Below are 23,417 nucleotides of genomic sequence, written 5' to 3' on the forward strand. Positions count from 1 at the left end.
TAGAGTTAGCGCACTACCTCCTCTGGAGTAAGTTTTATATCTTTATCGCGAATAAGGCATGGGATATAATACACAAGCCCACCTTTAGAATCTTTAGTAATAATTTTAGATTCTAGCTTCTTGATAGCATTCTCATCAAACAAATTTAAACTATAATCGCTATCTTTAAATATTTCTTGGAGTTTCATATCGTCCTTTTTAATCAAAATATCTATGGATTAATGAGGGTAGAAGCCTCAAAAGGTGGCAAAATCAACAAAAGATTACGCAAATCAATGAAGGTAAGAGATTGCACAGAGCAAGGCTTAAGCCCAAAAATACTGCCGCTTGGGGTATCAACGACACTTATACACTCATTTGCATTAAGCACCATAGAGCGAATTTGCACTGCTGATGTTGATGTCGGGATAAAAGAAAATACACTCTCTCGCTCATCCTTATCTAAATCCTCCTTGCAAGATTTAAGCACAAAATTCCCGTTTTCATTAATAGCCATACACTTATCCTTATCATCTAAGCTTACAAACTGCACATAGCCTAAATTAAATGAAGCGAAAGGATCATTCTTAGACAAAATTTCAATTTGCTTTTCATCTGTAATTTCAAGCAAATCCCAATTAATTTGATTTCTATCAACAGTTAAAGCTACTCCATTAAAAGCACTGCGAAGAGAAAATGAGGGTGTGAAATTTGGCAAATCTTGCGTATCAATAGCCTTTAGTTGCGATACGAAAAGGCTAAATCCCGTTATCATACAAATCAATAAAATTTTAAAATTAAAATTCATCATAACTCCTTAACTAAAACTTGCTAAAACGCACAGGAAAATGATCTGAGCTAAGATATGAGCGAACACTTGCTGCCATTAAAATCGCACTTATGCTTGGCAAAACAGCAGCAGCACCTTGTGGTTGGGTATTTCCAACAATAGCATAATCTAGTACTCTGTTTGAACCACTAGCACTAAAATGAGTGGCTGTGTTTGGAGATACGATGCGTATATTATTTGTTACGCGAGTATCAAGCCCGCTAAGCAAACTCGCTGGTTCTCTATTAAAATCACCTGCAATAAGCCAATTTATGTTTGGCATTCCAATAAAATTATCGTGTATGGCAGTTACCAACGCACTTGCGTCGCCACCGCCATTTGCTAATGCGTGAAGCGAGAAAAATACATCATTACCTATGCGTATGCCAAGTGCTGGGCGTGAAACATCTGTAGCAACCCTATCTTGTCGCACCACAAACACCTCATCAGCCTGTCTATCGGATACAATAGCTAAATTCACGCGTCTTGCACCTACATCAATGGGTGCATAGTAGATAAACACAGCTCTAGGTCTTGATGAAGTGCCAAGCTCCCAAACAAATTCCTCCACCGGTGTGCCGCCGGGTTGCACAACCCTACCCGTTGGACGAGCCGAACGAGGAATACTTCCAGCTTCTTGTACCATAAGAATATTAACCGCATTAATGCCTGTGATAAGCTGACGAATACTTACATTCCATTTGCTTTCAGTACTTGCTGATGAACCTTGCAAATTCCAAGTGCCTATTTTAAAATCCTCTATATTAGCAAATAAAGGACTTATTACAATCAAAAATATAATACCATAAAGACGCAAAGGCTTATAATATCGCTTCAAAAATATATTAAACATAGCTTTCTCCTAATTTATAAAAAAAATAGGTGTAGTTCTTATAAGAGGTGCGGTGATATACCACTGCTGTTCGATGTTTGCATCAGCTTTTAATGCCTTACCTGCACTAGCACAAGGCATTAAAAAGATACTAAGTGCTCTAGTTTGCCTAATGAGCGGTGTTTGTAAGCAGGTATTGCTAGCCTCATTTTGAATTTGAGTGGCGCGATTAGCAAAGGTATTTAGATTCCAAATTTGTGCGGGATTATTGCTATCACAAGGCATATGAATAACGCCGTTTTTATAAGCGCTTAGACAAGTATTAGTCTGTAAATTCACAAAACTTACTTTACCATTTGCCCTACTTAGAATTTTCCATTGACGGGCATTGCCTAAATTTAAACTATCGCGTGGAGCATAACCCCAAACCCAATTCCCAACATTAGTAGCCCAAACTGTTAAAACCCCTCCTCCTGCACTCATAAGCGTTACGGAATCTGATGTATCAAGTCTTTGTATTTGATTAATGCTATTTGAATCTTTAGACGCAGTTGAGGCAAGAAAATCTCTAATAAGTTTTTTAGACACAGCCGCACCGCTTACAAGCTTGACATCACTGGAATTGTCATTGTAATTCTTAATAGGCAAAGTAGGCTTATCGCCTATGCCAAACTCTATCTTGCTTACATTAGCGTTTGTGTTAGACTGTGTATGCGAAGTTTTGTGCTTTGAACAAGCTGTAAGTGTGCTTATAAGCATAAGCACTAAGATATAATGATAAAAACGCATAAATAATCCTTTAAATCGGAAGTTTTATAAATTTTAACATAAGTTTTTTTATGATATATGTATTATCGTGTTTTTTTTGTTTTAGAAGAAAGCTTATTGCTAGGCAAGAATGAGATCTTGGGATTCTTTATCTATATTTGTTTGTAAATCTTTAATCTTACTTTTATTTTCTTCTATGATTTTTTGCTTAGATTCTATATTTTCTACGATTTGTTGTTAAATCTCAAGTGGCGGCAGGAGTATTAAATTACTTCACGCCATAATCAAGATTCTCACCAGCTGCTTATGAAAACTCGCCTTACATTCTTTTTAGCAAATATTTTTTGCTTTTCTCTAAATACGTTGCACAATCGCCCCAAGAATGTATAAATGGTAGGATAAGTCGTTTTATTTTCATAGTAACAAAATTCTTTTTTGTGGTATTCCTAGCAATGTTTTTATGTCTTGTTATTTTCACTCCCATAAGCTTTTAAGTAAAGCGATGTAGTGGGGCTGTTTGTCATTCAAGACTTTAAAAGATTCTAGCATGGCACAAAACTCCTCTTTACTTAGTCCATAGAGCTTAGCGATATGTATATCAAGCTTTGCCCTCAAGGTGTCATAGGCTTTTTGTGTGCTTGGAATCTGCCCTTTATCTATACCAAACTCTTTTTGCAAATCCTCAAAATCCCCCGCTTTGTCGTGATAGAGCTGTAGTATCAAGGCATTTTTATAGATATAGGCATAGTCTTGCTTAGATTCTAATTCTTCATCGCTTGGCTGTGGCAGAGGGATTCGCTCTAGGTAAGTCTTACTCACATTGATTTGCACCATACCTCTAGCGATATAATCCACCACTAAAGAGTTGAAAATCCCTAAAGCAAATAAAAGTCTTTTGTGGCTCACACTCTGTATAGCAATAGCGCCATGAGAATCTATAATGCATCGTTTAGGGATATTTGCAAACATGCTATGTCCAAATCCTACATTTTTTGGTAAAAGTGAAAATATCAAAGTGCGTTCATTAGTATCACTAGCTATACCTCTAAAGCCCAGTCTAAAAAACTCCCTATCATAGCGGATAATAGAATCTTCTAGCTCTTCTTTTGTCATTTTAGATTCTTTGCCCTCTAGCATAGATTCTAATAGTCTCTCGTATTCCTTGCTATTTAGTCCCAAGTCTTGCTTTAAGCGGTGGATTTCCTTGCTTCTTAGTCGCTTATCAAAGCTTGTAGAATCTAAAAAGTAGGTAGGTTCGCTAAACTCTGCGTTAAACTGATGTATCATCTTACCTTCATAAAGAGGCAAAAGATCATCGGAAAAAGATTCTATAAATAAATCTTTATCCGCTGTCATATGCAATTCGTTACGAAAATCTAGCCATTCTAGGCTAAGCGGCTTAAAACTAGCATAGCATTTGGCTAGAATTTCTAAGTCTTTTTTATCACGCACTTCTTGCAAGGCAAGCTGACTAGGGCTTAGGGTAGCTATCTCTTCAAGGCTAGTTTCTATGATATTGTTTGTGTCATACACAGAATCTATGTTTGTTTTATAAAACATTGTTTTGATTTTATGTGTGGAATCTGCTTGTGTGTTTTGCACCTGCATAAGGGCAAATTTGTAGCGTGAATCTATATCAAAAATTTTCTCACGATTTTCAAAACTATAAAAAAAGTTGAGCCTTTTGTTTTCTAAGATTTCTTTACGCAGGGACAAGCTACCCTCTTCTAGCATTAGCGCACTTGGGAGGACATAGTTTAATGTGGCATTTTTGGCTAGTAAATGTAAGTTCTTTTCAACAAAGAATCGAAAGAGATTGCCATCACCGCTGCCACTATTTAGCGGGTAGCTCTCTTTGTAGTAGTCATTGACACTTTGTATAAAGGTTTTTTCTCTCTCGTATTGTGCTTTGATATAGGGCTTGTCAAGGAGATTTGTTTTGATTTCCTCTTTTTTGGAATTACTTAGTGTGCGGTAGTTGCTTATAAACTGCGGGAAAAAATCAGAATCGCTAAATTTCGTTTTATCCCACGGCGGATTGCCTATGATAATGTCAAAGCCTATAAAAACACCATCGCTTACTATCTCTGGAAATTCTATTTCGTAGTTAAAAAAGCGATATGTTTTAGCATAGGATTCTATAAGATCTTTTGCTTTTTTATCTTGTTCTAGGCTCTCCAAACCTGCTTGTTGCAAGGCTAGGAGGGATTGTCTTTCTTGTGGGTCTTTTATAAAATGTTTAGCATTTTGGTAATTTAAATATAGATTGAGTTTGGTTAGTGTGGGTAGAATCTCATCTTGATAAAGTCTTTTACTTTCTTTTATATCTATTTCTGTGCTATCTTTTATAGAATCTAGCTTGTAGAAAACTTCTTGTAGAGCATTAAATTTTGAATCTAAATCCTGCAAGAAAAGACCTTTGCTTTTTGCCAAAGTGTTTTGCTTAAAGTCTGCAATGCTTGTGCCAATTAGGGCATTACCACATTTGATATGATGCTCTAGGAAACTTAGAGGCGTGCCAAAGATAAAGCTATCTATCCACAAAGAAAGCTTACTAAGCTCTATGCTAAAGGGATTGACATCGACCCCAAAAATCACGCGTTTAAGCAAGAGCCTTTTTATAATATCACTCTCATCGATTTGGTAATCTTTAATATACTCTGTGATATTTTGTGTGATGTTGTCTTTTTCCCTCTCATATAAGGTTTTGAAACTTGGGAAAGAATCAAAGCTTTCTAAGACTATTTTGGTAATAGCATTGAGACTTTCTATGAGGAAATGCCCACTGCCACAGGCATTATCTAGGATTTTAAAGCGTAAGATATTCTTATCATTGAGTGTAGTTTTGATGGACTCTTGTAGTGCTTCTTGGCACAGGAATTTTGTGATAGATTCTGGTGTGTAAAAGCTTGCGGTGCTTTTGCGTGAATTACTTGTATTTTTGAGATAGATTTGTCCTTTTTTGTAGTTTTGGATTCTATGTATGGTATGAGTTTTTGCGATTTTTTCATAATCATAGCTATCGAAATAGCCCTCTATGATGTCTTGGGATTTTGCTTTGCCCTTTGCCTTACCTCGTATTTTGGGCGCATAGACTAGGTAGAAAATATCCTCATCTGCCTTGTCAAAAAAGTAAGAGAGTAGCCCTTCATAAATCGTGCCTAGATGTGCTACGCTTAGTGTGCGATAGTCTCTTTTGTATGTGTTTAGAGAATCTGTGTAGTAGAAAAGTGTTTCTAAAATCTCTATTAAATCCGTATCACTAAAAATCTTTGGTGTAGCTAAAAGAGCTGTCTTAGTGCTATCAAATAATCCGCCATTAAAGAGCGGCATATCATAGTTTGGGTTTCCCTCATTGTAGATTCTAAAAATTTCTTCTAGTCTTGCTATGCCTATGTAGCTTTTGTGTTTTGGGCTAACTCCTGACTGCTTTACCTCGTCATATTTTATCTCATTAAGGAGGGCATAGAGGCTTATGCGTTGCTTAAAACAAGAGTGTTTTTCTAACACGTCATCGAATTTATCTTCAAAATAGGCGATAAAAAGGAGGCGAAAGATGAAATACAAGGCATTTTCATAGACTTGCTCAAGGCTAGATTCTGCATTAGCCGCATAGATACAAGCACCAATTTTCTCAAAGAGTGAATCTCTGCCATTGATACCATAGATAAGAGATTGCAAATCGTCTTCTATGTTGGTTTTGGACTGGGCGTTTTTCTCTAAGATGTGGGATATGGTGCTTGTGTCTTTAGAATCTTGCGTGAAATTCTTTGCGTGGAAAATATGGTAGAAGTAGTTGAAGGCTTGTAGCTGGGATAAAATGTGGCTTTTTGACTCTGCTTGGCGGCTAGATTCTAAAGTGCTTTCATCGTGAGGATTATCCATTGCTAAAATTGCCTCTAAATCTATCTCATAAAAGATTTTGGTGGCACTTAGCTTAGAATTATCATAAAAACGCCAAATGCGTCCATTGGTCAAGATTCCATAATCTTTTTTGAGATTTGAGAGATAGCGTAAAATCTGAAAGTGTGGATTGTCTTTGATTTTTTTATTATCTATTTCTACTTTGTAGGCTTTAGATTCTGCGATGACACTAAAATGCTCGTTATTTGCCGTGCGTTGCTCTTTTGGGATTTGCAAATAGGTATTTTTAGAATCTTGATTTGTGAAAAGCAAAAAATCTGGCTTTTCTAGCTTACCTTGAATGATTTTCTCCTCTTGTCTTATAAAGCTCCAACCTAGAATCTCTAATACTTCGCTAATAAAATCATCTTCAAACTGGTGTTCATTTTGGCTTATAAATTTTTCTTTATTATATATAGCTTTTATGGAATCTAGAGCTTTTTTAGCTTGGTCTTTATTGCCCTCAAAGTCATAAATTTGTGGGAAATCAACTTCTAATGTGTAGCTGGTGAAAAGATTATTGCTTAAAAAGTGAAAAGCGTGTGGCATTGGGATTCCTTAGAGCGTTAAAATATCTGATAGTATTTTAACATTTTTGATATTTTATGCTAATTGATTTATCGTCGTATTTTTGCCCTAAAAGTAGCTCTATCTTTAAAAACTCAGAAATATTTTTAATAGTCCCTATAGCTACAAAATTATACTCTGTATCTGTTTCTATGTCTTTTGGTATAAAATGTTTGGGGATATAAATATTGAACTTTTGTTTATTTTTGGCAAAAATTTTCAAGAAAGCATAGTGTTTTTTATCTTGAATTATCTCCTCAACACTTAGCTTAACTTTTCCGTAGAAAACACAAATACAAGCCAAATCTTTTTCGTTGATAGCTATATTAAAGCTTTTTCTTTTTATCGCTTGTATTTCCTTTGTTTCTTGTGATTTTTGTGTTTTTATGAGCATTGGATTATGCTCTACATTATTGCTTGAGGTATTTTCATTTCTTGTGTGTTGTGCTACGCAAAGATAGCGCATCATAGAATTAAGCTTATTTTCTATTTGCTCACTAGTTAGATTTGTAAAACATTTGATTATTGTTTTATTAGAAGCTACATTGTAGTTATGGGGGCAGCCTTGAGTGTGTGTGGAATTTTGTTTTGTGCGCAAATGGGGAGTCTTATTTGTGTTATTTACAAATGATAGTTCAGCCCTATGACAATCTGGACAAAACATTTCATTTTGATAGTATAAGTAGTTGTTATTTATATCCATAATACTTACTATGCGATTTTCACGCCTAAAGAAAAACTCATCATATTTTAAGTCTCTACTCATTTATTATTTCCTCATCGTAGCTTTAGTATTTATTTTAAAGCGTATGGTAGCTGAAAGTCCTAAATCATTAAGAAATGATATTCTTATACATCTTTTCTGTAAGCCACAATCTTATACTCCACATCATTTTCCTCTAAAAACTTCTTTACGCCATAGTCAAGATTCTCACAGCTTGTTATGAAAACCCGCCTTACATTCTTTTTAGCAAATATTTTTTGGTTTTTTTCTAAATACGCTGCACAATCGCCCATAAAGATTCGTAAATGCTCCTGCTTTACCTGTTTGTACTCCTAATTTTTACATTGAATCAAAAGTGCCTCACTCCCCTTATATGCTACCAAATCAATACCACCATCAGCCCTTCCTTTTATAAATCCTTGTGGATAGACCTTATAGCCTTGTTTTTTATAATGTCTTAGAATCTGTAGCTCATATTTATCGCCTTTTTCTTTATTTTTTAAAGAAAATGTATTATGTGTGTTGGCTTGAATCTTGCTTTGCGTGGTAGTGTGTGAAGTGGTATCAGAATCTCTGTAATCCTCATAATCACTGCACCTAGACTTCTTACGAAATAAAAGTAAAGGCAATAAAGCAGCGAAAAATAAACAAAAAAGCAAAAATTCCATTGAGATTTCCCTTACATTGAGACTAATTTCATTTTTTTATGATTATAAACTTCTATGTTTTCAAGCTTGATTGTAATTATATCTTGAGTGTTAAGGCACAAAATTATAGCAAAACTACAATACATGCTGTACATTATCCTCTGAAATCTTGCCTTTTAACAATACAATATTTATAAGCCTTAGACTATCGGTTAAATCTCCATACCAAGATACCTCCCACCAAAAACCCTAGAAATGCCATTAAATACCCATAATCGGTATCTGGTGCAAAAAAGAAAAAAGTGCCAATAAGGACTATAAAACCAATAATGCCTAGAAACCAATTTCTTGTCTTATTCAATATGACTAAAAATATCAAAAAGGCAGCGGCACCCCCTTTTAAAAACACTGTTATCATTCTATCTATTGTTCCTGCTTCTTCTCAGCCTCCCTCATAGTTTCTATAAAGTGTCCAATTAGAATGGCTACCGCGATTGTTGCTAGGAGAGTTATTGGCGATAGTATGCACATATTTGTTTCTCTCTTGGTATTGGTCAAGCGATTCTTTTGCATAGGGCAACAAGAAAACATCATTACGACTAGAAAAATGATATGCCATATCATTTGTGTTTTGTCTCATATCATAGGCAAATGCAGGCATATATAATAGAAATACTGTTACCAAAAATAGCCATTTAGCTAAAAAATACTCAAAAAATCTTTTCATTTCTTCATTATATCTAATTCAATATTCAAACAATCGAATTATCACATCGATATCGTATATTACCAATTTTATCGATTATCAGAATCTTTTGTATTACTTAATACTACTTTTATACCACAACACACTAAAGCCAAAAACCATGAAAGGCTGCCCTCAAATGCAAGTCCTGCATTTTCTTGCAAAAAATCAGCTTGATATCCAAACTCCGCATGAGTAAGAGATAGGCACATTAAAATCAAAAGTATCGTAAGTATAAAGCTGTGAACGGTTTTCATTCGCATCGAAAATCGCTGCCAGATTCATTGCGAAATCCATCGACATTGACTACACCGGGTTTATCTCTAAAAGCTGACACAATCTAAAACGCCTCTTTATCAAAGAGTACATAGACATTAAGACACTTTTTATTTTATTCTTGTATGTATGCTATAACTATCGTATGCCCTCTGTGCATTAACGCAAGTTAGCTCCCCAAACTTATCTTTCCTCGTATTGCCTACGACTTCTAGCTACTCGGGCTTACTTTGGGAAAAAAGCTTTTTAGCTTCCTCTCATAGTCTGTGCCAAACTCACTCTCACAAAGCTCTGCCATACACACTCGAGGCAAAAACCCTCTTTTGTATCAAGTCTCATCACAAACGGCTTTGAGAATCTTGTATAAGGATACTATCATGTTCAAACACTCTTTTGGTTTTTATCAATACCACTTGTAGATTCTACAAAGAAAGGCATAGGCAAATTGATTATAAAGAAATATCGCCTTTTTTATCAACAATGTGCTTCTTTGCTTCCCTCAATATCCCAAAAATCTTTTTTCCATCGCTATATAAATAGGTCAAAAATTTCTGACAAAATACCACTCTTTCATAATTTTCATAGTTTGTCCTCTAAGTTTTTCTTGTCGCGTAGAATCTGCAAAAACAAAGGGCTGTAGCATAATTAACATAACTGCTAACTTACAAAATCTATTCATAAAAATCCTTTGAATAGCCCATAAAGCAAAGAATGCTCTAAGATTTTTTATGAAAAATACACTCATGTATTGCAAAAATCTTTTACACAATTACTCATATATTTCATTAAGCACAATATCAAACATTTTTTGCGTTATTCTTTGCTTAAGTGCTGCATCATCAGTAAAATGCTTATAAAAGTCAAAATTTACGTCTATAATTTCTTGCATTTTTTCTTGTAAAAGTGCTTCAAATTCTATGCGTAAATTTTGCCTATCAGAATGTTTAGAGGATTTAACAAATTTTTCATCTTTTAGTACATCCTCTTTGATATTTTGCAATGTCCTTACTATTTTATCCCCCTCATTCCATTCTACATTGCCATATTTTTCATTAAATTCTTTGATAATTTCTGAAAGCTCTTGCAATTCCGCTCCTTGTATCTTGCTAGAACCATCAGCACTTGAAGGCATAAGCTCGCCATCGCCATTTAGTTTTATATCTTCACTTTTTATAAGTTGTACACGGTAGCTATCAAAGCTTACATTATCTAAAATCCCTTTTGCTAAATCCTCTGACCTCGGGGGAGCAATCTTTGCTATAAGCTTTTTAAGTAAGATATAGTGTTTTTCTAAATTTACATCTTCATAAGGTAAAATCTGTGCTAAAAACGCATAGTTATTTAAATAATTTTTTATCTTGCTGTAAAATTCTGCTTTTATATCTTCATTTTGTTTATTAAATCGTTCCACCATTCTATCTAGCTGTGCGTGGATAATATTTTCTTTTTCCTCTTTTAAAATAGATTCTACAAAGACTTCTACCTCATCTTGCGTATAAATTTCATATTCTAAAAGATTACTTTTAAGTTCAAAAATCTTTTCAGGATCACTTCCTTGCCCTAGATAAGTTTGCTTATAAAATGCGCTAAAAGACTCGGCTATTTCCTCGTGTGAATTTACAAAATCTAGCACACAAGTATCCTCTTTGTCTTTACAGATTCTATTTAGACGTGATAGAGTTTGCACCGCATTTACTCCACTTAGTTTTTTATCCACATACATCGTATGCAAAAGTGGCTCATCAAATCCAGTTTGGTACTTCTGTGCCACGATTAAAAACTTATACTTATCTTTTTTAAATTCCTCTTTTAATACACCTTCACTAAATCCATTTAAAGCACTTTCACTATAAGTTTCACCATCAAGATGTAATTCACCAGAAAATGCTACAAGGGCTTCAAATTGTGGATAATAATCTTTTAAATATTTTCTAAAAGCAAAGTAATAATCAATAGCACTCTTTCTACTTTTGGTTACCACCATAGCCTTTGCCTTAGCCCCTATTTTTTTATAACTATGGGTAAAAAAATGCTCAATCATAATTTCGGCTTTTTTAGCAATGGAATCTTTATGATTTTCCACATAGGCTTTTAGCTTGGCATTAGCTTTCTTTTTATCATAGCGTGGATCATCATCTTTGATAGAGGAAAGAATTTTATAATAACTCTTATAAGTTGTGTAGCCCCTTAAGACATCAAGGATAAATCCCTCCTCAATAGCTTGTTTCATAGAATACAAATGAAAGGGGATAAATTTGACTTCCCCATTTACTTTACAAGGCATTCCAAACATTTCTAGCGTTTTTGGCTTAGGTGTAGCAGTAAAGGCAAAGTATGAAGCATTTTTCTGCAATTTTTTATTTTTTATAATCTCTATTATTTTTTCATCTAGGCTTTCTTCTCTTGCTTCTTCCTCTTCATCAAGGCTTTTATCTCTGATAGCCTCGCTCATTTTTTGAGCATTTGTGCCACTTTGGCTAGAGTGTGCTTCATCTATGATGATAGCAAAGGTCTTGCTTTTTAAGCTAGTGATTTCATCTAAGATATAAGGAAATTTTTGAATAGTTGTGATGATGATTTTCTTGCCTTCTTCTAGTGCGTTCTTTAGCTGTCTGCTTCCTTGCGTGATAGCCTCTACTACTCCGCTAATTCCCTCAAAACCTTTAACATTATCTCTGATTTGAGAATCTAGCACCTTTCTATCTGTAATAACAATCACGCTATCAAAGATAAGTTTTGAATCATTGTCATGCAAACTTGCAAGATTATGGGCAAGCCACGAGATAGAATTACTCTTGCCACTTCCTGCACTATGCTCTATCAAATAGCGTCTTCCCACACCATTAGCCTTTGCGTCTTCTAAAAGCTTTTCTACTACATCAAATTGATGATAACGCGGAAAAATAATGCAATCTTTTAGAACCTTTACAAAATCAAAGATGAGGCTAAGCAAAGTGTCTTTTTTGAGTATCCTTTCCCAAAGATAGGCGGTTTTGATAGTATCGCTAGGTGGATTTCCTGCACCACTTTGTAAGCCTATTGCCCCACTACCATTATTTAGCCCACGATTAAAGGGCAAAAATCTTGTTTTGTCCCTCTCTAGTTTTGTACTCATATAGACTAAATCACAATCTAGCGCAAAATGCACAATACAATTTCTCAAAAGCCTCTCTTTTGGGTCTCTATCTTTTTTATACTGTTCTATCGCATTATAAACATTTTGCCCTGTGAGTTGGTTTTTAAGCTCGATGCTTACAAGTGGCACACCATTTAAGAAAATCACCATATCAATAGAATTTTGATTTTCCTTACTATAATAAAGTTGGCGAATGATTGAGAGTGTATTTTTATTATAATTTTCTATGCTTGTGCTATTTAGTGCATTACTTGGCTTTCTATATGCAAGGCTAAGTTTTATGCCTCGCAATTCTATTCCTTTTTGCAAGGCTTTTACAATACCCTCTTTACTGATTTTAGAAGCAATGTGCTTTAGAATCTCAATCTTATAGCCCTCCCCTAATCGCTTTTTAAGTTCATCTAATTCTTTACTTTGTGTAGATTCTAAAAAGCTTATAAGCAATTCTTTATCAAAGCATAAATCTTTATCATAGTTTTGACTTACTCTTTTTATATAGCCGTTGTGTTCTAGTAGATAGGATTCTATGAAGCTTTCTAAGTCTTTTTCTTTATAATTGCTCACTTGGCATTTCCTTGATTATTTTCTGTCCAAATTTTTACACTTTTATAATCATAAAATGAGATTTGTTTTTGATTATCTAATTTTTTATTTTTTTCAACAAAATCTGATAACTCCTGTTTTCCTTTGCCTAAATCAGACACCCCAAAATATATATTTTTAATTTTACTTTTCAAAATAGCATCTTGTATGTGTTCATCATTTGATTTCAATGTTGTCCCAAAAATAACCAAATCTCCACCTATAGCACATAGACTTTTATAACAATGATTTAAATAAGCATTATGAAGAATTTTAGTTTTTTTCTGCTCTGATGTCCCCTCTGATACAAAAACTGGATACCTATTATTATTTAGCTCTTCTCCAATTTGTTCTTTTAAGGGTATGCCCGTTCTTGAATATGTCTTTTTGATTATTTCATTACCACTATCAAAAATATGTAATGCTCCGTGTAAATACAAACAAGTATTCCTATGAGAATTATTATTAAACACTACATAATTTCCATCATCACTATTACAAAAACCATCAGTAAATCCCTTTATGCCATCTTGAATTTGTTTATTTTCTATTTTTTCTCTTAATTTTTCCATAGACCAATACAGCAATAGGTCATAATTGAGTGAATATATATTGTCATAATCTTTTATAAAATTTATAGTTGAATTAAATTTATCATCAGAAATTTCTGTTATTTTTTCTGGGTGGTTATTTGTAACAATATCTACTAAAAATTGCTTTAATTTTTTAGAATCTTCTAATAATTGCTTACATAGTTTTTCATCCTGTGTATAAATTTCTATAACTTTAGAAGTATTTTCTAAAGTTTTAACAACTTGTTCAAAATCACTAGTATTGTTATCTTGAAATATTTGGTGGATTTCTGAATTTTCTTTTATAATTTGCTTATCAATAGCGCTTTGCAATAAACTTGTAAAAGAGAAACGATTCCTATCGTAAGCCATACTAAAACCATTTCCCAAAAGAAGATGTCTTTTTTGATCTATTTGCTGCAAAACTTCATCATAAGTTAATAATTTGTTATTCATTTTTCTCCTTTTCATAGATTTATCCTACCACACACAGCTTGGTTTATAAGTGTGGATTTGTATTCTTTTATTAGCTCTATTTGCTTTTTAATCTTTCCTATTATACTATCTATTTTAGAAATTTCAGAATCTAAAAATTCTGCGATTTGTTTTTGCTCTTGTAGGGGTGGAAGTGGGATTTTAATATCTTTTAAATTTGAAGCATAGATATGAACTATAATTTCCCCCTTAGATTCAATGCCTTTATAAAACTTAGCATACTTGGTATTTAGTGCATAGGATAAAAATAAGGCATTATTTTCTTTTTGCCTAAAAATAATAACATCGCCACCAGCAAATGCTTTATCTTCCCCTAAATATACGATATTTTTACCTATATCCTCTTTGGTTTCACCAGAACCAGCAAAAAGAATATCTCCACGATATATTGGGGTTGCACTAGGTGAAGTATTTTCAGATATTTTAGAATCTAAAAAGCTTGTGCTAATTTCATAGTTCATATAAATATCCCCATAAAGAAGAGCTTGTTCTCCATTCTCTACCAAATCTTGACGCGAGATATTACCACCCTTAGAGAACTTTCCAAAAGTTGCAAGTCGTCTTACTTCCCAATGTGTTGGGATTGCTCCTAAATGCTCTATGCCACTATCTTTGAAATTTACATTTTTATCAAGTCCTTTAGTAACGCATTCATTGATGAGGGCCTGTTTTTTCTCATTCAAAAGGGTGATGAGTTTTTGCTTTTTCTCTATAAAAGTTTCTATGAGCTTACATTTAGAATCCAAAAAATCCGCAATCGCTTTTTGCTCCTCCATGGGTGGCAGTGGGATTTTAATATTTGAAAATTCGCTCTTGTTAAGAATTGGTAAAATGCTATATCCGCAAAAATATCTTTCTGCAAAGGGCATTGTTGCTAATAGTTGATAAAAAATAAAATCTGGTAATACCAAATCGGCATTGGGAATCACTGAATTGATTTGTTGATTAGTAATAACCTCTTCAAGATTAATCGCTACTTTTCCAATAGAGGCTATGCAAGTTACTAAAATAGAGTTTTTGGGAATTACAAGTGAATCAAAATTTTTTATCCCATTTTGCGATAATTTCCTAAGTGATGATGAAACATATTTTTTATCTAAATCACAATCGGTTGGTGTAATAAAAAACATATTATCGCCCCATTCAGAATCCAAAGTGGGTGTTTTTCCTGTAATAATTTCAGCAATATGCTTAATTTTCACCACCTCCCAATGCTCCGGAATCTCCCCAAGCCACTCTATACCACTATCTTTGTAAGCTCTCATCGCATTATCTCACTTAGAAGGTTCTGCACTTCTTTTTCTAGCTCTTTTAGCTCGCTATCTATTTCACTTAGGCTTCTTGGTGGTGTGTAGGTGTAGAAGTATTTATTAAAAAGTATTTCATAGCCCACACTTGCACTCTCCCACGCTATCCAAGAGTTATTTACATAGGGCTTTACTTCACTCTCATAGTAGCTTTGTATATCTACTTTTAGGGGGATTTTCTCTGTGTTGTTTGTCTTATCAGAATCTAGTAAAAGATTTTCCTCAGCTCTCTTAAGCTTCACGCCAAGATAAGCAAAAAATTCCGCCCTATCTTTGAAATCTTTTGGCTTAGATTCTAACTCTTTGAGTTTTTCTAAAATTTTATCTTTATCTTTTAGGGCGTTAAACTTCTCATCATCTTGTAAAGATTCTATGCTTTTTGGCTTTTCTATGAGGATTTTTGTATAACCAAAGTCGCTATTATCTAACACTTTGCAATCCTCATTTTCACTAAAATTCAAGAATAAATCTGTGATTTTTCTTATATGCTCTTGTGTCATCTCATTTTGCTTTTGCCCTAAGGACTTTTTCATCTTAGAAAAATATTTATCATTTGTAGCGTTGATAAGCTGGACTTTGCCTCTTTTAGATTCTGGCTTATTATTTGTGATAATCCATATAAAAGTAGGAATGCCTGTGTTGTAAAACATATTTGTAGGCAGTGCTACTATGGCCTCAAGATAGTCATTTTCTATGATGTGCTTTCTTATAGCTACCATACCGCTATCGGAGTTAAAAAGTGATGAACCATTATGCACGCTTGCGATGCGAGAGCCAAGCGGAGTGTCTTTAGTTACTAGTTTCATCTTGCTTAGCATATTAAGCAAAAACATCATTTGTCCATCGCTTTTGCTTGTGATACCTACTTGGAATCGTAAGTCTTGGCAATCCTTTTTCTTATCTATACCTAAATCTTTTTGATCCTTTTCCCAAGATTTACCATAAGGCGGATTTGTTAGCATAAAGTCAAATTTTAGATTCCCAAGCTTATCATCACTTAATGTTGAGCCGTATTTGATATTGTCTGGATTTTCGCCCTTTATTAGCATATCGGCTTTACATATCGCATAAGTTTCCGGGTTTATTTCTTGTCCATAGAGATGAATGCTTGCTTTTGACTTTATAAGCCCTTGCGGGTCTGTGATGAAGTCTTTAGATTCTGTTAGCATACCGCCGCTTCCACAGGCATTATCATAGATAGTATAGATTCCCTCTTTTAGCCTCTCTTTCACAGGTAAAAATACAAGATGCGTCATAAGCTCGATAATCTCTCTGGGGGTGAAGTGTTCTCCTGCCTCTTCATTATTTTCCTCATTAAACTTGCGGATTAGCTCTTCAAAGACATAGCCCATACCAAGATTGCTTAAGCCTTTATGGATTATATTACCCTTATCATCTAAAACGGGATTAATGGAGAGGTTTATTTTAGAGGAGCAAAAACGTTCAATCACACCATAAAGTATATTTGCCTCATCAAGAGTATCAAGTTGATTTTTAAATTTAAATTTTGCGATGATGTCTTTTATGTTTTCACTGAAACTATCTAGGTAATTTTCAAAGTTTATTCTGATGTTTGCAGGGTCATTGAGTAGTGTCTCAAGAGTGAAATTTGAATAGTTGTAAAACTTCATTTTGCTTCCTTGCTTACCACATAATAAAGGTTCTAGATTCTCTATTTTGCCTTTGTAGGTATTGTAGGTTTGTAGCACTCGCTCTTTTGTAGGCTCTAAGATTATATCAATGCGTCTTAGAATAGTCATAGGCAAAATCACATCGCGGTATTTGCCCTTGACATACACATCACGTAGCAAATCATCTGCCACACTCCAAATAAAATTAATAATAGGCTGAAAATTTTTTATTTCCATAGAAATCCCTTAAAAATTTGTCTTGTAGAAATTGCTTTTAATCCCAAATCTAGTGTAAATCTTACCTTAAATTAGCTGATAAATTCTAGTAAATTGGCACAACCCCTATACTCCATGTATTTTTTACAAAAATTTCTCTACGCCATAATCTAGATTCTCGCAGCTTGTTATAAAGATTATTCTTGCGTTCTTTTTGGCTAACATCTCTTGATTTTTTTCTCAATACGCCATGTAATCGCCACAAGAATATACATAATAAATGGTAAGATTCTTAAATGGATAAGATTTGCAACCCGTATATTTTCTTTATTTTTGCATTTGAAAAGTTAAATTAACCCACTATCTCATTAATAACTTCTTTTACGCTACTCTTTTTGTATTTTTCAAAGCCTATAAATTCCCCCACATTTTTATTATAATAAAAAAGATAGGTTTGAATCTTTTTGCCTCGATATAAAAACTTCTTGTCTTTAAATATATCCTCAAAGCCTTTTATTTTATCTCTTGGATTTGCCTCTATTTTAAGCCCCTTTGGGTCTATGAAAAGAATTTTATATTCTCCATTTTCTTTACTTTTAAACCAAAATATGAAATCTGGATAAAACTTTCTTTCGCTTTGTGCCTCGCTATCAAAATATGGGATATACAGAGTATCGATATTTTCTACAAGCTTAGAAAAACACCATTCGTATTTCATAAGCCCTTTAGAATCTCTTTGTAAAAATTCCTCTAAATCTTGTAAAAATTCCCTTTCACTCTCCTCATTTATTGCAAAATTTATCTTAGAATCTCTATCGTTTTTACTATAAATAATAAGCGGATTATAATAATGCTCTCTTAGTTTTGCACTGATTGTGTAAGAATTAATGGTAATGCTATCTGTATTGTTCTTTATGCTTTGTGTATATTCATCTAGGCTTATTTTTCCGCTTTCAAACTCCACCTTTAGCTGTGTTTCACTTTTTGCGTTTAAAATAGTTTTTATAATCCCATTTATCTCATTTGCGAAACTTTCTCCCAAAGTGGTTTTAAAGCTTTGATAATGATTGATTTCATCGCTTAAATCTACAAATTCTTTAAGCTCTTTGTTTCTAGCATTTAAGATTCTATGAATATGGCTAAAAGTCTTATTTTTATCAAATTCTTGAAAATCCCCGTATTGGATAATTCTCTCGCTTTTATCGTCTAAAAAATCTTTAATTTCCTTTAACGTGTCATAGCTACATTCTTTATGTATCACGCATTTGCTAAGAGTTAAGACATCTTCATCAAAGCTTTGTATGTATGCCCTCAAGCCCTCTTCTTCCTTTTTAGCAATTTTATATCTTCTCTCTTTAGATTCTGTATTTTTATACTTTGGAGCAGGAAGAGGGCTTAGAGTATTTGTCTTTTTAAAGCCTTTTAGTGGATATTGAGTGATGAAGCTTTCAATCTCTTCTAAAATATATTTAATAGCCTCATTATCGCTCGCTAAGATAAACAAAGTCTCTAGCCCACAAGCAAGAGGGCTTAGAATCTGCTTTGTGCTATACTCGTGTATATCACAATATCGCATTCTCTTTCGCACATTAGTAAAAGGCTCGATTCTAACACCTCTACCGATAGTTTGCAAAACATATTTTTTCGCATTTTTGCTGCCAATGTTGATAAAATAGATAAGATTCACGCGGTTGCTATCCCACCCTTCGCTAAAGACTTTGCTTCCAAGCATAATGTTAATGCTTGAATCGCCCTCATTGATATGTTTAAAATAACTCTTTTGCAAATCCTTAAAGCTCTCTACCCCAAGCTCTAATAAATGCTCTTTCTCCCATTTTTTAGCCTCTGCAATATTAAGCAGCATAAAAGGCTCATTGGCATTCTTACTTTTAAAAGCTAACTCTTTTTCATTTGCCCTAAAACATTCTAAGTTTGAGGGCTCACTCGCATAAAAGATATTTTCCCTCACATTTTTAGAATCTGTATTTTTCACATATTCTAAAAACTCATCGCTTAAGACATCTTTTGCAAAATACAGCTCTTGATTTTTTAGTTTTTCATACAGATTTTTGGCTATCTCTTGTATATCTTTATCTTCTTTTAGAATCTGTAATATCGCTTTAAAATACAGCTTTATCCCAGCATCTTGGGTATTGACCTTATCGGATACGGCGATGATTAGGGGATTATGGTATTGTATATTTGAGATACCAAAGTCCCTAGCCTTACGCAATAACTCCTTTTTACTTTGTTTGATAGCACTAAAAAGTATAAAGCCCTCGATGATTCGTATTATCCGTTCACTCTCATCACTCTCTTTACTAAAAGATTTGAGATGAGAATCTAGCACAGCGATATTTTTGCCATATCCATCATTATTAAATTTTTCTAAATTATAATTAAAAGCACAAGTAAAAAAATCTAGCTCATCGCTAAAAGTCGCTGAAAAATTAAAAATAAAGCCCTTAGAGTAGCCATTATAAGAGTAGCCCTCATACTCCCTAAGCTTATCCCCGCAAGCTATCTCATTGATATAGTATTTTCTAATAGATTCTTTGCTATCTCCTCTATGGGCTTCATCTAGCAAGATATACCAGCCATCATTATTGCAGTAATTTTTATAATCAAGTCTTTTGGCACTTTTATCTTTGCCCACATTTTGTGCACAATCTAGCAAATCGCTCCTTGCGATAAAAACAGTAGTCTCTCCAAACAAACCACCCTGTGTTGCACTCTCATATTCTCTAAGCTCTTTGAGGGTGATGAAATCTGTATTGTGATTATTGTATTTTGCTACATTGTCTTTAAATTGTGCTAAAATCGTATCATTTGGAGCAAGTAGCATTATGGGCTTATTTGGAATCTTTTTCTCTCTCACTGCCTTACCCAAGAGTGAGAGTAGCTTTATCATCACTATGCTTTTGCCACTGCCTGTCGCCATCCAAAAGGACGCACGGTTAATCTCCTCTTTTTCTAGCTTACAATCTTTGTATTGCTCTTTATAGATTCTATAAAGCTTTTCGCCTCTAGTTTTTATATAATCAGAATCTTTATAGCACATATATAAGTCTAAGGCTATAAGGGCATTTTGCAAACTTGCTATTTGATAATCTTGCAAGGAAATATCCGCACTAAAGCTTTTTAAATCATAGTTTTCATAGCTTTCTTTATATTGCACTCTTTTGTTGTTGCATATTTCACTTAAAAGCAAATGTTTTTTTATGCTTGTGTGCTTTGGCATTATCTATCCTTTAGAGCCTTGTAGGTTTTTTCTAGCATTTTTTCATCTTCTAAATCAGCTTTGATTCTTGTTTCTTCTTTTCTCTTTTTATCAAAGATTTCATATCTTTGCCTTACGACTTGCTCCATTTTTTCATTGGAAATGCTACCATTGCCCTTTAATATATCCTTGCCTTGAAAGGTAAGCAGACTATCTACATTTTCTTTCCAAAAATCCATAGTCAAAGTTTTATTGTCTCTTACTCTAAGCTCTGCTGATTCCAAAAAGACATTGACAAGCCTATTTAAATTATCTAACTCATCTTTAGAAAGATAGTTTTTAGCGATGATAATATCGCCCTTTCGCACCTTAGTCCCTTTCCAAGAAGTAAGCCCCATATTTGGCTCATTAGGATCGGCTCTTTTGCAGATTATTTCAGCCGCAGTTTGTTTGGTAATGGCATATAAAAGCTTGTTTTGCGTATTTGCAAAAAACATCTGCGTAGCCTTATCACTAGAATCATAATCTACACACAAAGCAAATAAATCTCTTATCTTTTGATAAAACCTTTTCTCACTAGCTCGTATATCTCGTATTTGCTCTAATAGCTCATCAAAATAATCCGTTCTGCCATTTGGATTTTTAAGCCTATCGCTATCGATGATAAAGCCTTTTTGTAGATAGCTCTTTAAGTGTTCATTAGCCCAGATTCTAAACTGCACACCCCTTTTGCTTCGCACTCTAAAGCCAATGGCTAAAATCATCTCTAAAGAATAAAATTTTACTTTATATCGTTTGTTATCTTTAGCAGTTGTCAAGTATTCCTTGACAACTGAATCTGCATTCAATTCACCTTCTTTAAGAATATTTGCGATATGCAAACTTACATTTTGCTTTGAGGTGTCAAAAAGCTTTGCGATTAAATCCTGTGTGAGATACACACTCTCGCCAAACTCATATAACTCAACTTTAATTTTTTTATCTTGCGTGGTGTAGAGGATTAGGTTATTTTGCATTATTGATTACTTCCAAAAAACTCATATCCATCTATATCACATTTTCCATTATCATCTACTTCTATTTTACATTGAATTAGGTTATCCTCTGATGAATATGTAGGTCTTTTTTGTGACATAGAAGCCGGATAAAGAATAAGACTTTTTGCATTTTCTATGGCTGTATTAAAATCAATATTTTTACTGTATTTATGCAAATAACTTTTATAAAGATATTCAAAAAATATTTTAGAGCTTTCTATTTGTCGTTTAGCCTTTTCTCTAGTTTCCCTAGTGTTGCTAGATTTTATTTCACAAAAAAATATTTTTAAATCTCTATTTTTTGTTAAGAGTACAATAAAATCACAAGATTCTATTCTATTTTCATTGTTACCAAATAAATTTGTGATTGGAGGACAATTCTTAATGTCCTGTTGAATAATTAAAACGTTATCTCTTTGGGCAAACTTGAAAGTGATTTCCTGTATTACACTTTCTTCTTCTTGTTCTTTAACAACAAGATGTATACCTTTTTGCATAGCTTTCAGACTACCATGCAAACAATTTTTAAAATTTTGTAGCTCCTTATTTGTCATCTTGTTTCCTATACATTTTTTCAAAAATCAAGCCTTGATTTTCATTCTGCCATTCAATGGCTTCATCAAAGGTTTCCATAAAAATACCTTGCTTCTGTGTTATATTCACTTTTTCTAAAGTATTTTTTCCTTGAATATTTTTTGCTACATATGCCTTAATCTTGTCGCTATTTAATTTATATTCTTTGCAATAACCCCTATTTTTAAGCTTTTGTATTGCTTGGTCTGTTAGATTGCTAAGCATGATACAATTACTCAATTCTCTCACAATATAATCACTATGAGTGGTGATAAAAATTTTAATCCCCGCATTTGCTAGTAATGCAAAAAGTCTTGCCAGCAGAATCTGATTTTTAGGATGCAAGTTAAGCTCTGGCTCATCTATCATCAAAATATCGCCTTGTTGTGCTTGATGTAAAATATAAAAATATAACATCAATAAAGATCTAGCTGAACTTGAAGCTACTTCAATATTGAAAAATTTTTTACTACCTTTTGGCTGAAATAAAATACCATAATCTGTAGCTTTATACTTTCCACCCACAATATTTCCCAATAAATTCAGGATATTTTTATATCTTTCTTTGTCTTTCTTAAACATACTTTCTAATTTTGTTTTTTGTTGTATATCTCTTATAAAATTTATATTGTCTCTTACGGGTTTTGGATAAAGCTGATTTTTTTCTTCTAATTTTTTTTGAAACTCAAATAAATCAACATCTTCTTCTTTTAGCATTTTTTGCATAGCTTCTAATTTTGCTATTTTAATAAAATCTAATTCATCTTGAAAAATAGAAGCCCCTGTTCTTTCAACACTTAAAATAAAATTTTTTATAAAAATATAACTTAATAAAGAATCAAGAAATATAATCAAATATTCATCAAATTTAAGTTCATTTAAATCAAAAAAACCAATACCATCATCGTATACTATATGCTTAACCTTTATCCTACGTTTTTGACTTAAATTCAAATCTTCTAGGTATTGTTTTATAGACTTTTTCACGCTTTCTAAAGATATTTGAATAGTTGCTTTAAAATCCGCATTTTCAAAATCCTCATTTTTCCCAGCTAAAATTTTTACAAGTATACGATCACGATATAATCTCGTTTTGTTGCTTATATGGTTTTCTAGTTTATCTTTAATATCGACATATGTTAATTTTCTTTCTCGTTTATTTTTAATATTCTCTTCTTCTAGTTTGTCAGTATCAAAAAGCTTTCTTCTTCTAATAAACAATCCTTCTCTAGCCAATCTCATAAAATCCAAATAACCATATAAACTATAAGTTGCATAAGTTTTTCCAGTATTATTTTCACCGCAAATTAAAGTAATATCGCCTATTTCAAATTCAGCTTCATCAAGCATTCCTATATTTTTTAGTTGAATTTTCATT

At 33.3% G+C, this 23,417-nt stretch carries 17 protein-coding genes; all 17 read right to left on the minus strand.

The window, feature by feature from the left end; translation table 11 throughout:
• Positions 1 to 5 precede the first annotated feature (5 nt).
• The 17 genes from CAV_RS09120 to CAV_RS07260 all read right to left on the minus strand — a co-directional run bounded on the left by CAV_RS09120 (position 6) and on the right by CAV_RS07260 (position 23,416).
• Positions 6 to 188, minus strand: a complete 183-nt coding sequence (locus tag CAV_RS09120) for a hypothetical protein (protein WP_245807402.1) — start codon at positions 186 to 188, stop codon at positions 6 to 8.
• Between the two features lie 23 nt (positions 189 to 211).
• The gene (locus tag CAV_RS07180; RefSeq protein WP_157676354.1) at positions 212 to 787 is read right to left on the minus strand and encodes an RICIN domain-containing protein; all 576 of its coding nucleotides are present in this window, start codon (positions 785 to 787) and stop codon (positions 212 to 214) included.
• Positions 788 to 800: 13 nt separating this feature from the next.
• Positions 801 to 1,661 carry a cytolethal distending toxin subunit B family protein gene (locus CAV_RS07185; protein ID WP_094325851.1) on the minus strand — a complete coding sequence of 287 codons (861 nt, stop codon included), beginning with the start codon at positions 1,659 to 1,661 and terminating at the stop codon, positions 801 to 803.
• A gap of 9 nt (positions 1,662 to 1,670) precedes the next feature.
• Positions 1,671 to 2,429 (minus strand): RICIN domain-containing protein, encoded by a 759-nt coding sequence (locus CAV_RS07190; RefSeq protein WP_094325852.1) that lies wholly within the window; start codon positions 2,427 to 2,429, stop codon positions 1,671 to 1,673.
• Positions 2,430 to 2,882: 453 nt separating this feature from the next.
• Positions 2,883 to 6,860, minus strand: a complete 3,978-nt coding sequence (locus CAV_RS07195; protein WP_094325853.1) for an Eco57I restriction-modification methylase domain-containing protein — start codon at positions 6,858 to 6,860, stop codon at positions 2,883 to 2,885.
• Between the two features lie 37 nt (positions 6,861 to 6,897).
• Positions 6,898 to 7,644, minus strand: coding sequence for a hypothetical protein (locus CAV_RS07200; protein ID WP_094325854.1), 747 nt, complete (start codon positions 7,642 to 7,644; stop codon positions 6,898 to 6,900).
• A gap of 83 nt (positions 7,645 to 7,727) precedes the next feature.
• Positions 7,728 to 7,895: a hypothetical protein gene (locus CAV_RS09125; RefSeq protein WP_245807403.1), complete on the minus strand. Its 168-nt coding sequence runs from the start codon at positions 7,893 to 7,895 to the stop codon at positions 7,728 to 7,730.
• Between the two features lie 39 nt (positions 7,896 to 7,934).
• Positions 7,935 to 8,270, minus strand: a complete 336-nt coding sequence (locus CAV_RS09130) for a restriction endonuclease (RefSeq protein ID WP_245807404.1) — start codon at positions 8,268 to 8,270, stop codon at positions 7,935 to 7,937.
• A gap of 421 nt (positions 8,271 to 8,691) precedes the next feature.
• Positions 8,692 to 8,910 carry a hypothetical protein gene (locus CAV_RS07215; RefSeq protein WP_148131232.1) on the minus strand — a complete coding sequence of 73 codons (219 nt, stop codon included), beginning with the start codon at positions 8,908 to 8,910 and terminating at the stop codon, positions 8,692 to 8,694.
• A 1,129-nt stretch (positions 8,911 to 10,039) separates the two neighbouring features.
• Positions 10,040 to 12,970 carry a type I restriction endonuclease subunit R gene (locus CAV_RS07225; RefSeq protein WP_094325858.1) on the minus strand — a complete coding sequence of 977 codons (2,931 nt, stop codon included), beginning with the start codon at positions 12,968 to 12,970 and terminating at the stop codon, positions 10,040 to 10,042.
• Positions 12,967 to 14,016 (minus strand): DUF4917 family protein, encoded by a 1,050-nt coding sequence (locus CAV_RS07230; protein WP_094325859.1) that lies wholly within the window; start codon positions 14,014 to 14,016, stop codon positions 12,967 to 12,969. Before CAV_RS07230 ends, CAV_RS07225 begins: the two co-directional genes overlap by 4 nt.
• A gap of 11 nt (positions 14,017 to 14,027) precedes the next feature.
• On the minus strand, positions 14,028 to 15,320 hold the full coding sequence (locus tag CAV_RS07235; RefSeq protein ID WP_094325860.1) for a restriction endonuclease subunit S: 1,293 nt from the start codon (positions 15,318 to 15,320) through the stop codon (positions 14,028 to 14,030).
• A complete protein-coding gene (locus tag CAV_RS07240) occupies positions 15,317 to 17,230 on the minus strand; it encodes an N-6 DNA methylase (protein ID WP_094325861.1) in 1,914 nt (637 codons plus the stop codon). The genes CAV_RS07235 and CAV_RS07240 overlap by 4 nt, the downstream gene beginning before the upstream one ends.
• A 331-nt stretch (positions 17,231 to 17,561) precedes the next feature.
• Entirely contained in the window at positions 17,562 to 20,450 is a 2,889-nt protein-coding gene (locus CAV_RS07245; RefSeq protein ID WP_094325862.1) for a DEAD/DEAH box helicase family protein, read from the minus strand.
• On the minus strand, positions 20,450 to 21,445 hold the full coding sequence (locus tag CAV_RS07250; protein WP_094325863.1) for a virulence RhuM family protein: 996 nt from the start codon (positions 21,443 to 21,445) through the stop codon (positions 20,450 to 20,452). The genes CAV_RS07245 and CAV_RS07250 overlap by 1 nt, the downstream gene beginning before the upstream one ends.
• Positions 21,445 to 22,020: a hypothetical protein gene (locus CAV_RS07255; RefSeq protein ID WP_094325864.1), complete on the minus strand. Its 576-nt coding sequence runs from the start codon at positions 22,018 to 22,020 to the stop codon at positions 21,445 to 21,447. The genes CAV_RS07250 and CAV_RS07255 overlap by 1 nt, the downstream gene beginning before the upstream one ends.
• On the minus strand, positions 22,010 to 23,416 hold the full coding sequence (locus tag CAV_RS07260) for an AAA family ATPase (protein ID WP_094325865.1): 1,407 nt from the start codon (positions 23,414 to 23,416) through the stop codon (positions 22,010 to 22,012). The genes CAV_RS07255 and CAV_RS07260 overlap by 11 nt, the downstream gene beginning before the upstream one ends.
• Position 23,417: the final 1 nt, after the last annotated feature.

The sequence above is a fragment of the Campylobacter avium LMG 24591 genome (assembly GCF_002238335.1).
In the GTDB taxonomy this organism is placed as follows: Bacteria; Campylobacterota; Campylobacteria; order Campylobacterales; family Campylobacteraceae; genus Campylobacter_D; species Campylobacter_D avium.

Bases quoted from the DNA above. Each gene is read 5' to 3' on its own strand.
- CAV_RS09120 (WP_245807402.1), bottom strand. From the start codon at position 188: ATGAAACTCCAAGAAATATTTAAAGATAGCGATTATAGTTTAAATTTG.
- CAV_RS07180 (WP_157676354.1), bottom strand. From the start codon at position 787: ATGAATTTTAATTTTAAAATTTTATTGATTTGTATGATAACGGGATTT.
- CAV_RS07185 (WP_094325851.1), bottom strand. From the start codon at position 1,661: ATGTTTAATATATTTTTGAAGCGATATTATAAGCCTTTGCGTCTTTAT.
- CAV_RS07190 (WP_094325852.1), bottom strand. From the start codon at position 2,429: ATGCGTTTTTATCATTATATCTTAGTGCTTATGCTTATAAGCACACTT.
- CAV_RS07195 (WP_094325853.1), bottom strand. From the start codon at position 6,860: ATGCCACACGCTTTTCACTTTTTAAGCAATAATCTTTTCACCAGCTAC.
- CAV_RS07200 (WP_094325854.1), bottom strand. From the start codon at position 7,644: ATGAGTAGAGACTTAAAATATGATGAGTTTTTCTTTAGGCGTGAAAAT.
- CAV_RS09125 (WP_245807403.1), bottom strand. From the start codon at position 7,895: ATGGGCGATTGTGCAGCGTATTTAGAAAAAAACCAAAAAATATTTGCT.
- CAV_RS09130 (WP_245807404.1), bottom strand. From the start codon at position 8,270: ATGGAATTTTTGCTTTTTTGTTTATTTTTCGCTGCTTTATTGCCTTTA.
- CAV_RS07215 (WP_148131232.1), bottom strand. From the start codon at position 8,910: ATGCCTGCATTTGCCTATGATATGAGACAAAACACAAATGATATGGCA.
- CAV_RS07230 (WP_094325859.1), bottom strand. From the start codon at position 14,016: ATGAATAACAAATTATTAACTTATGATGAAGTTTTGCAGCAAATAGAT.
- CAV_RS07235 (WP_094325860.1), bottom strand. From the start codon at position 15,320: ATGAGAGCTTACAAAGATAGTGGTATAGAGTGGCTTGGGGAGATTCCG.
- CAV_RS07240 (WP_094325861.1), bottom strand. From the start codon at position 17,230: ATGGAAATAAAAAATTTTCAGCCTATTATTAATTTTATTTGGAGTGTG.
- CAV_RS07245 (WP_094325862.1), bottom strand. From the start codon at position 20,450: ATGCCAAAGCACACAAGCATAAAAAAACATTTGCTTTTAAGTGAAATA.
- CAV_RS07250 (WP_094325863.1), bottom strand. From the start codon at position 21,445: ATGCAAAATAACCTAATCCTCTACACCACGCAAGATAAAAAAATTAAA.
- CAV_RS07255 (WP_094325864.1), bottom strand. From the start codon at position 22,020: ATGACAAATAAGGAGCTACAAAATTTTAAAAATTGTTTGCATGGTAGT.
- CAV_RS07260 (WP_094325865.1), bottom strand. From the start codon at position 23,416: ATGAAAATTCAACTAAAAAATATAGGAATGCTTGATGAAGCTGAATTT.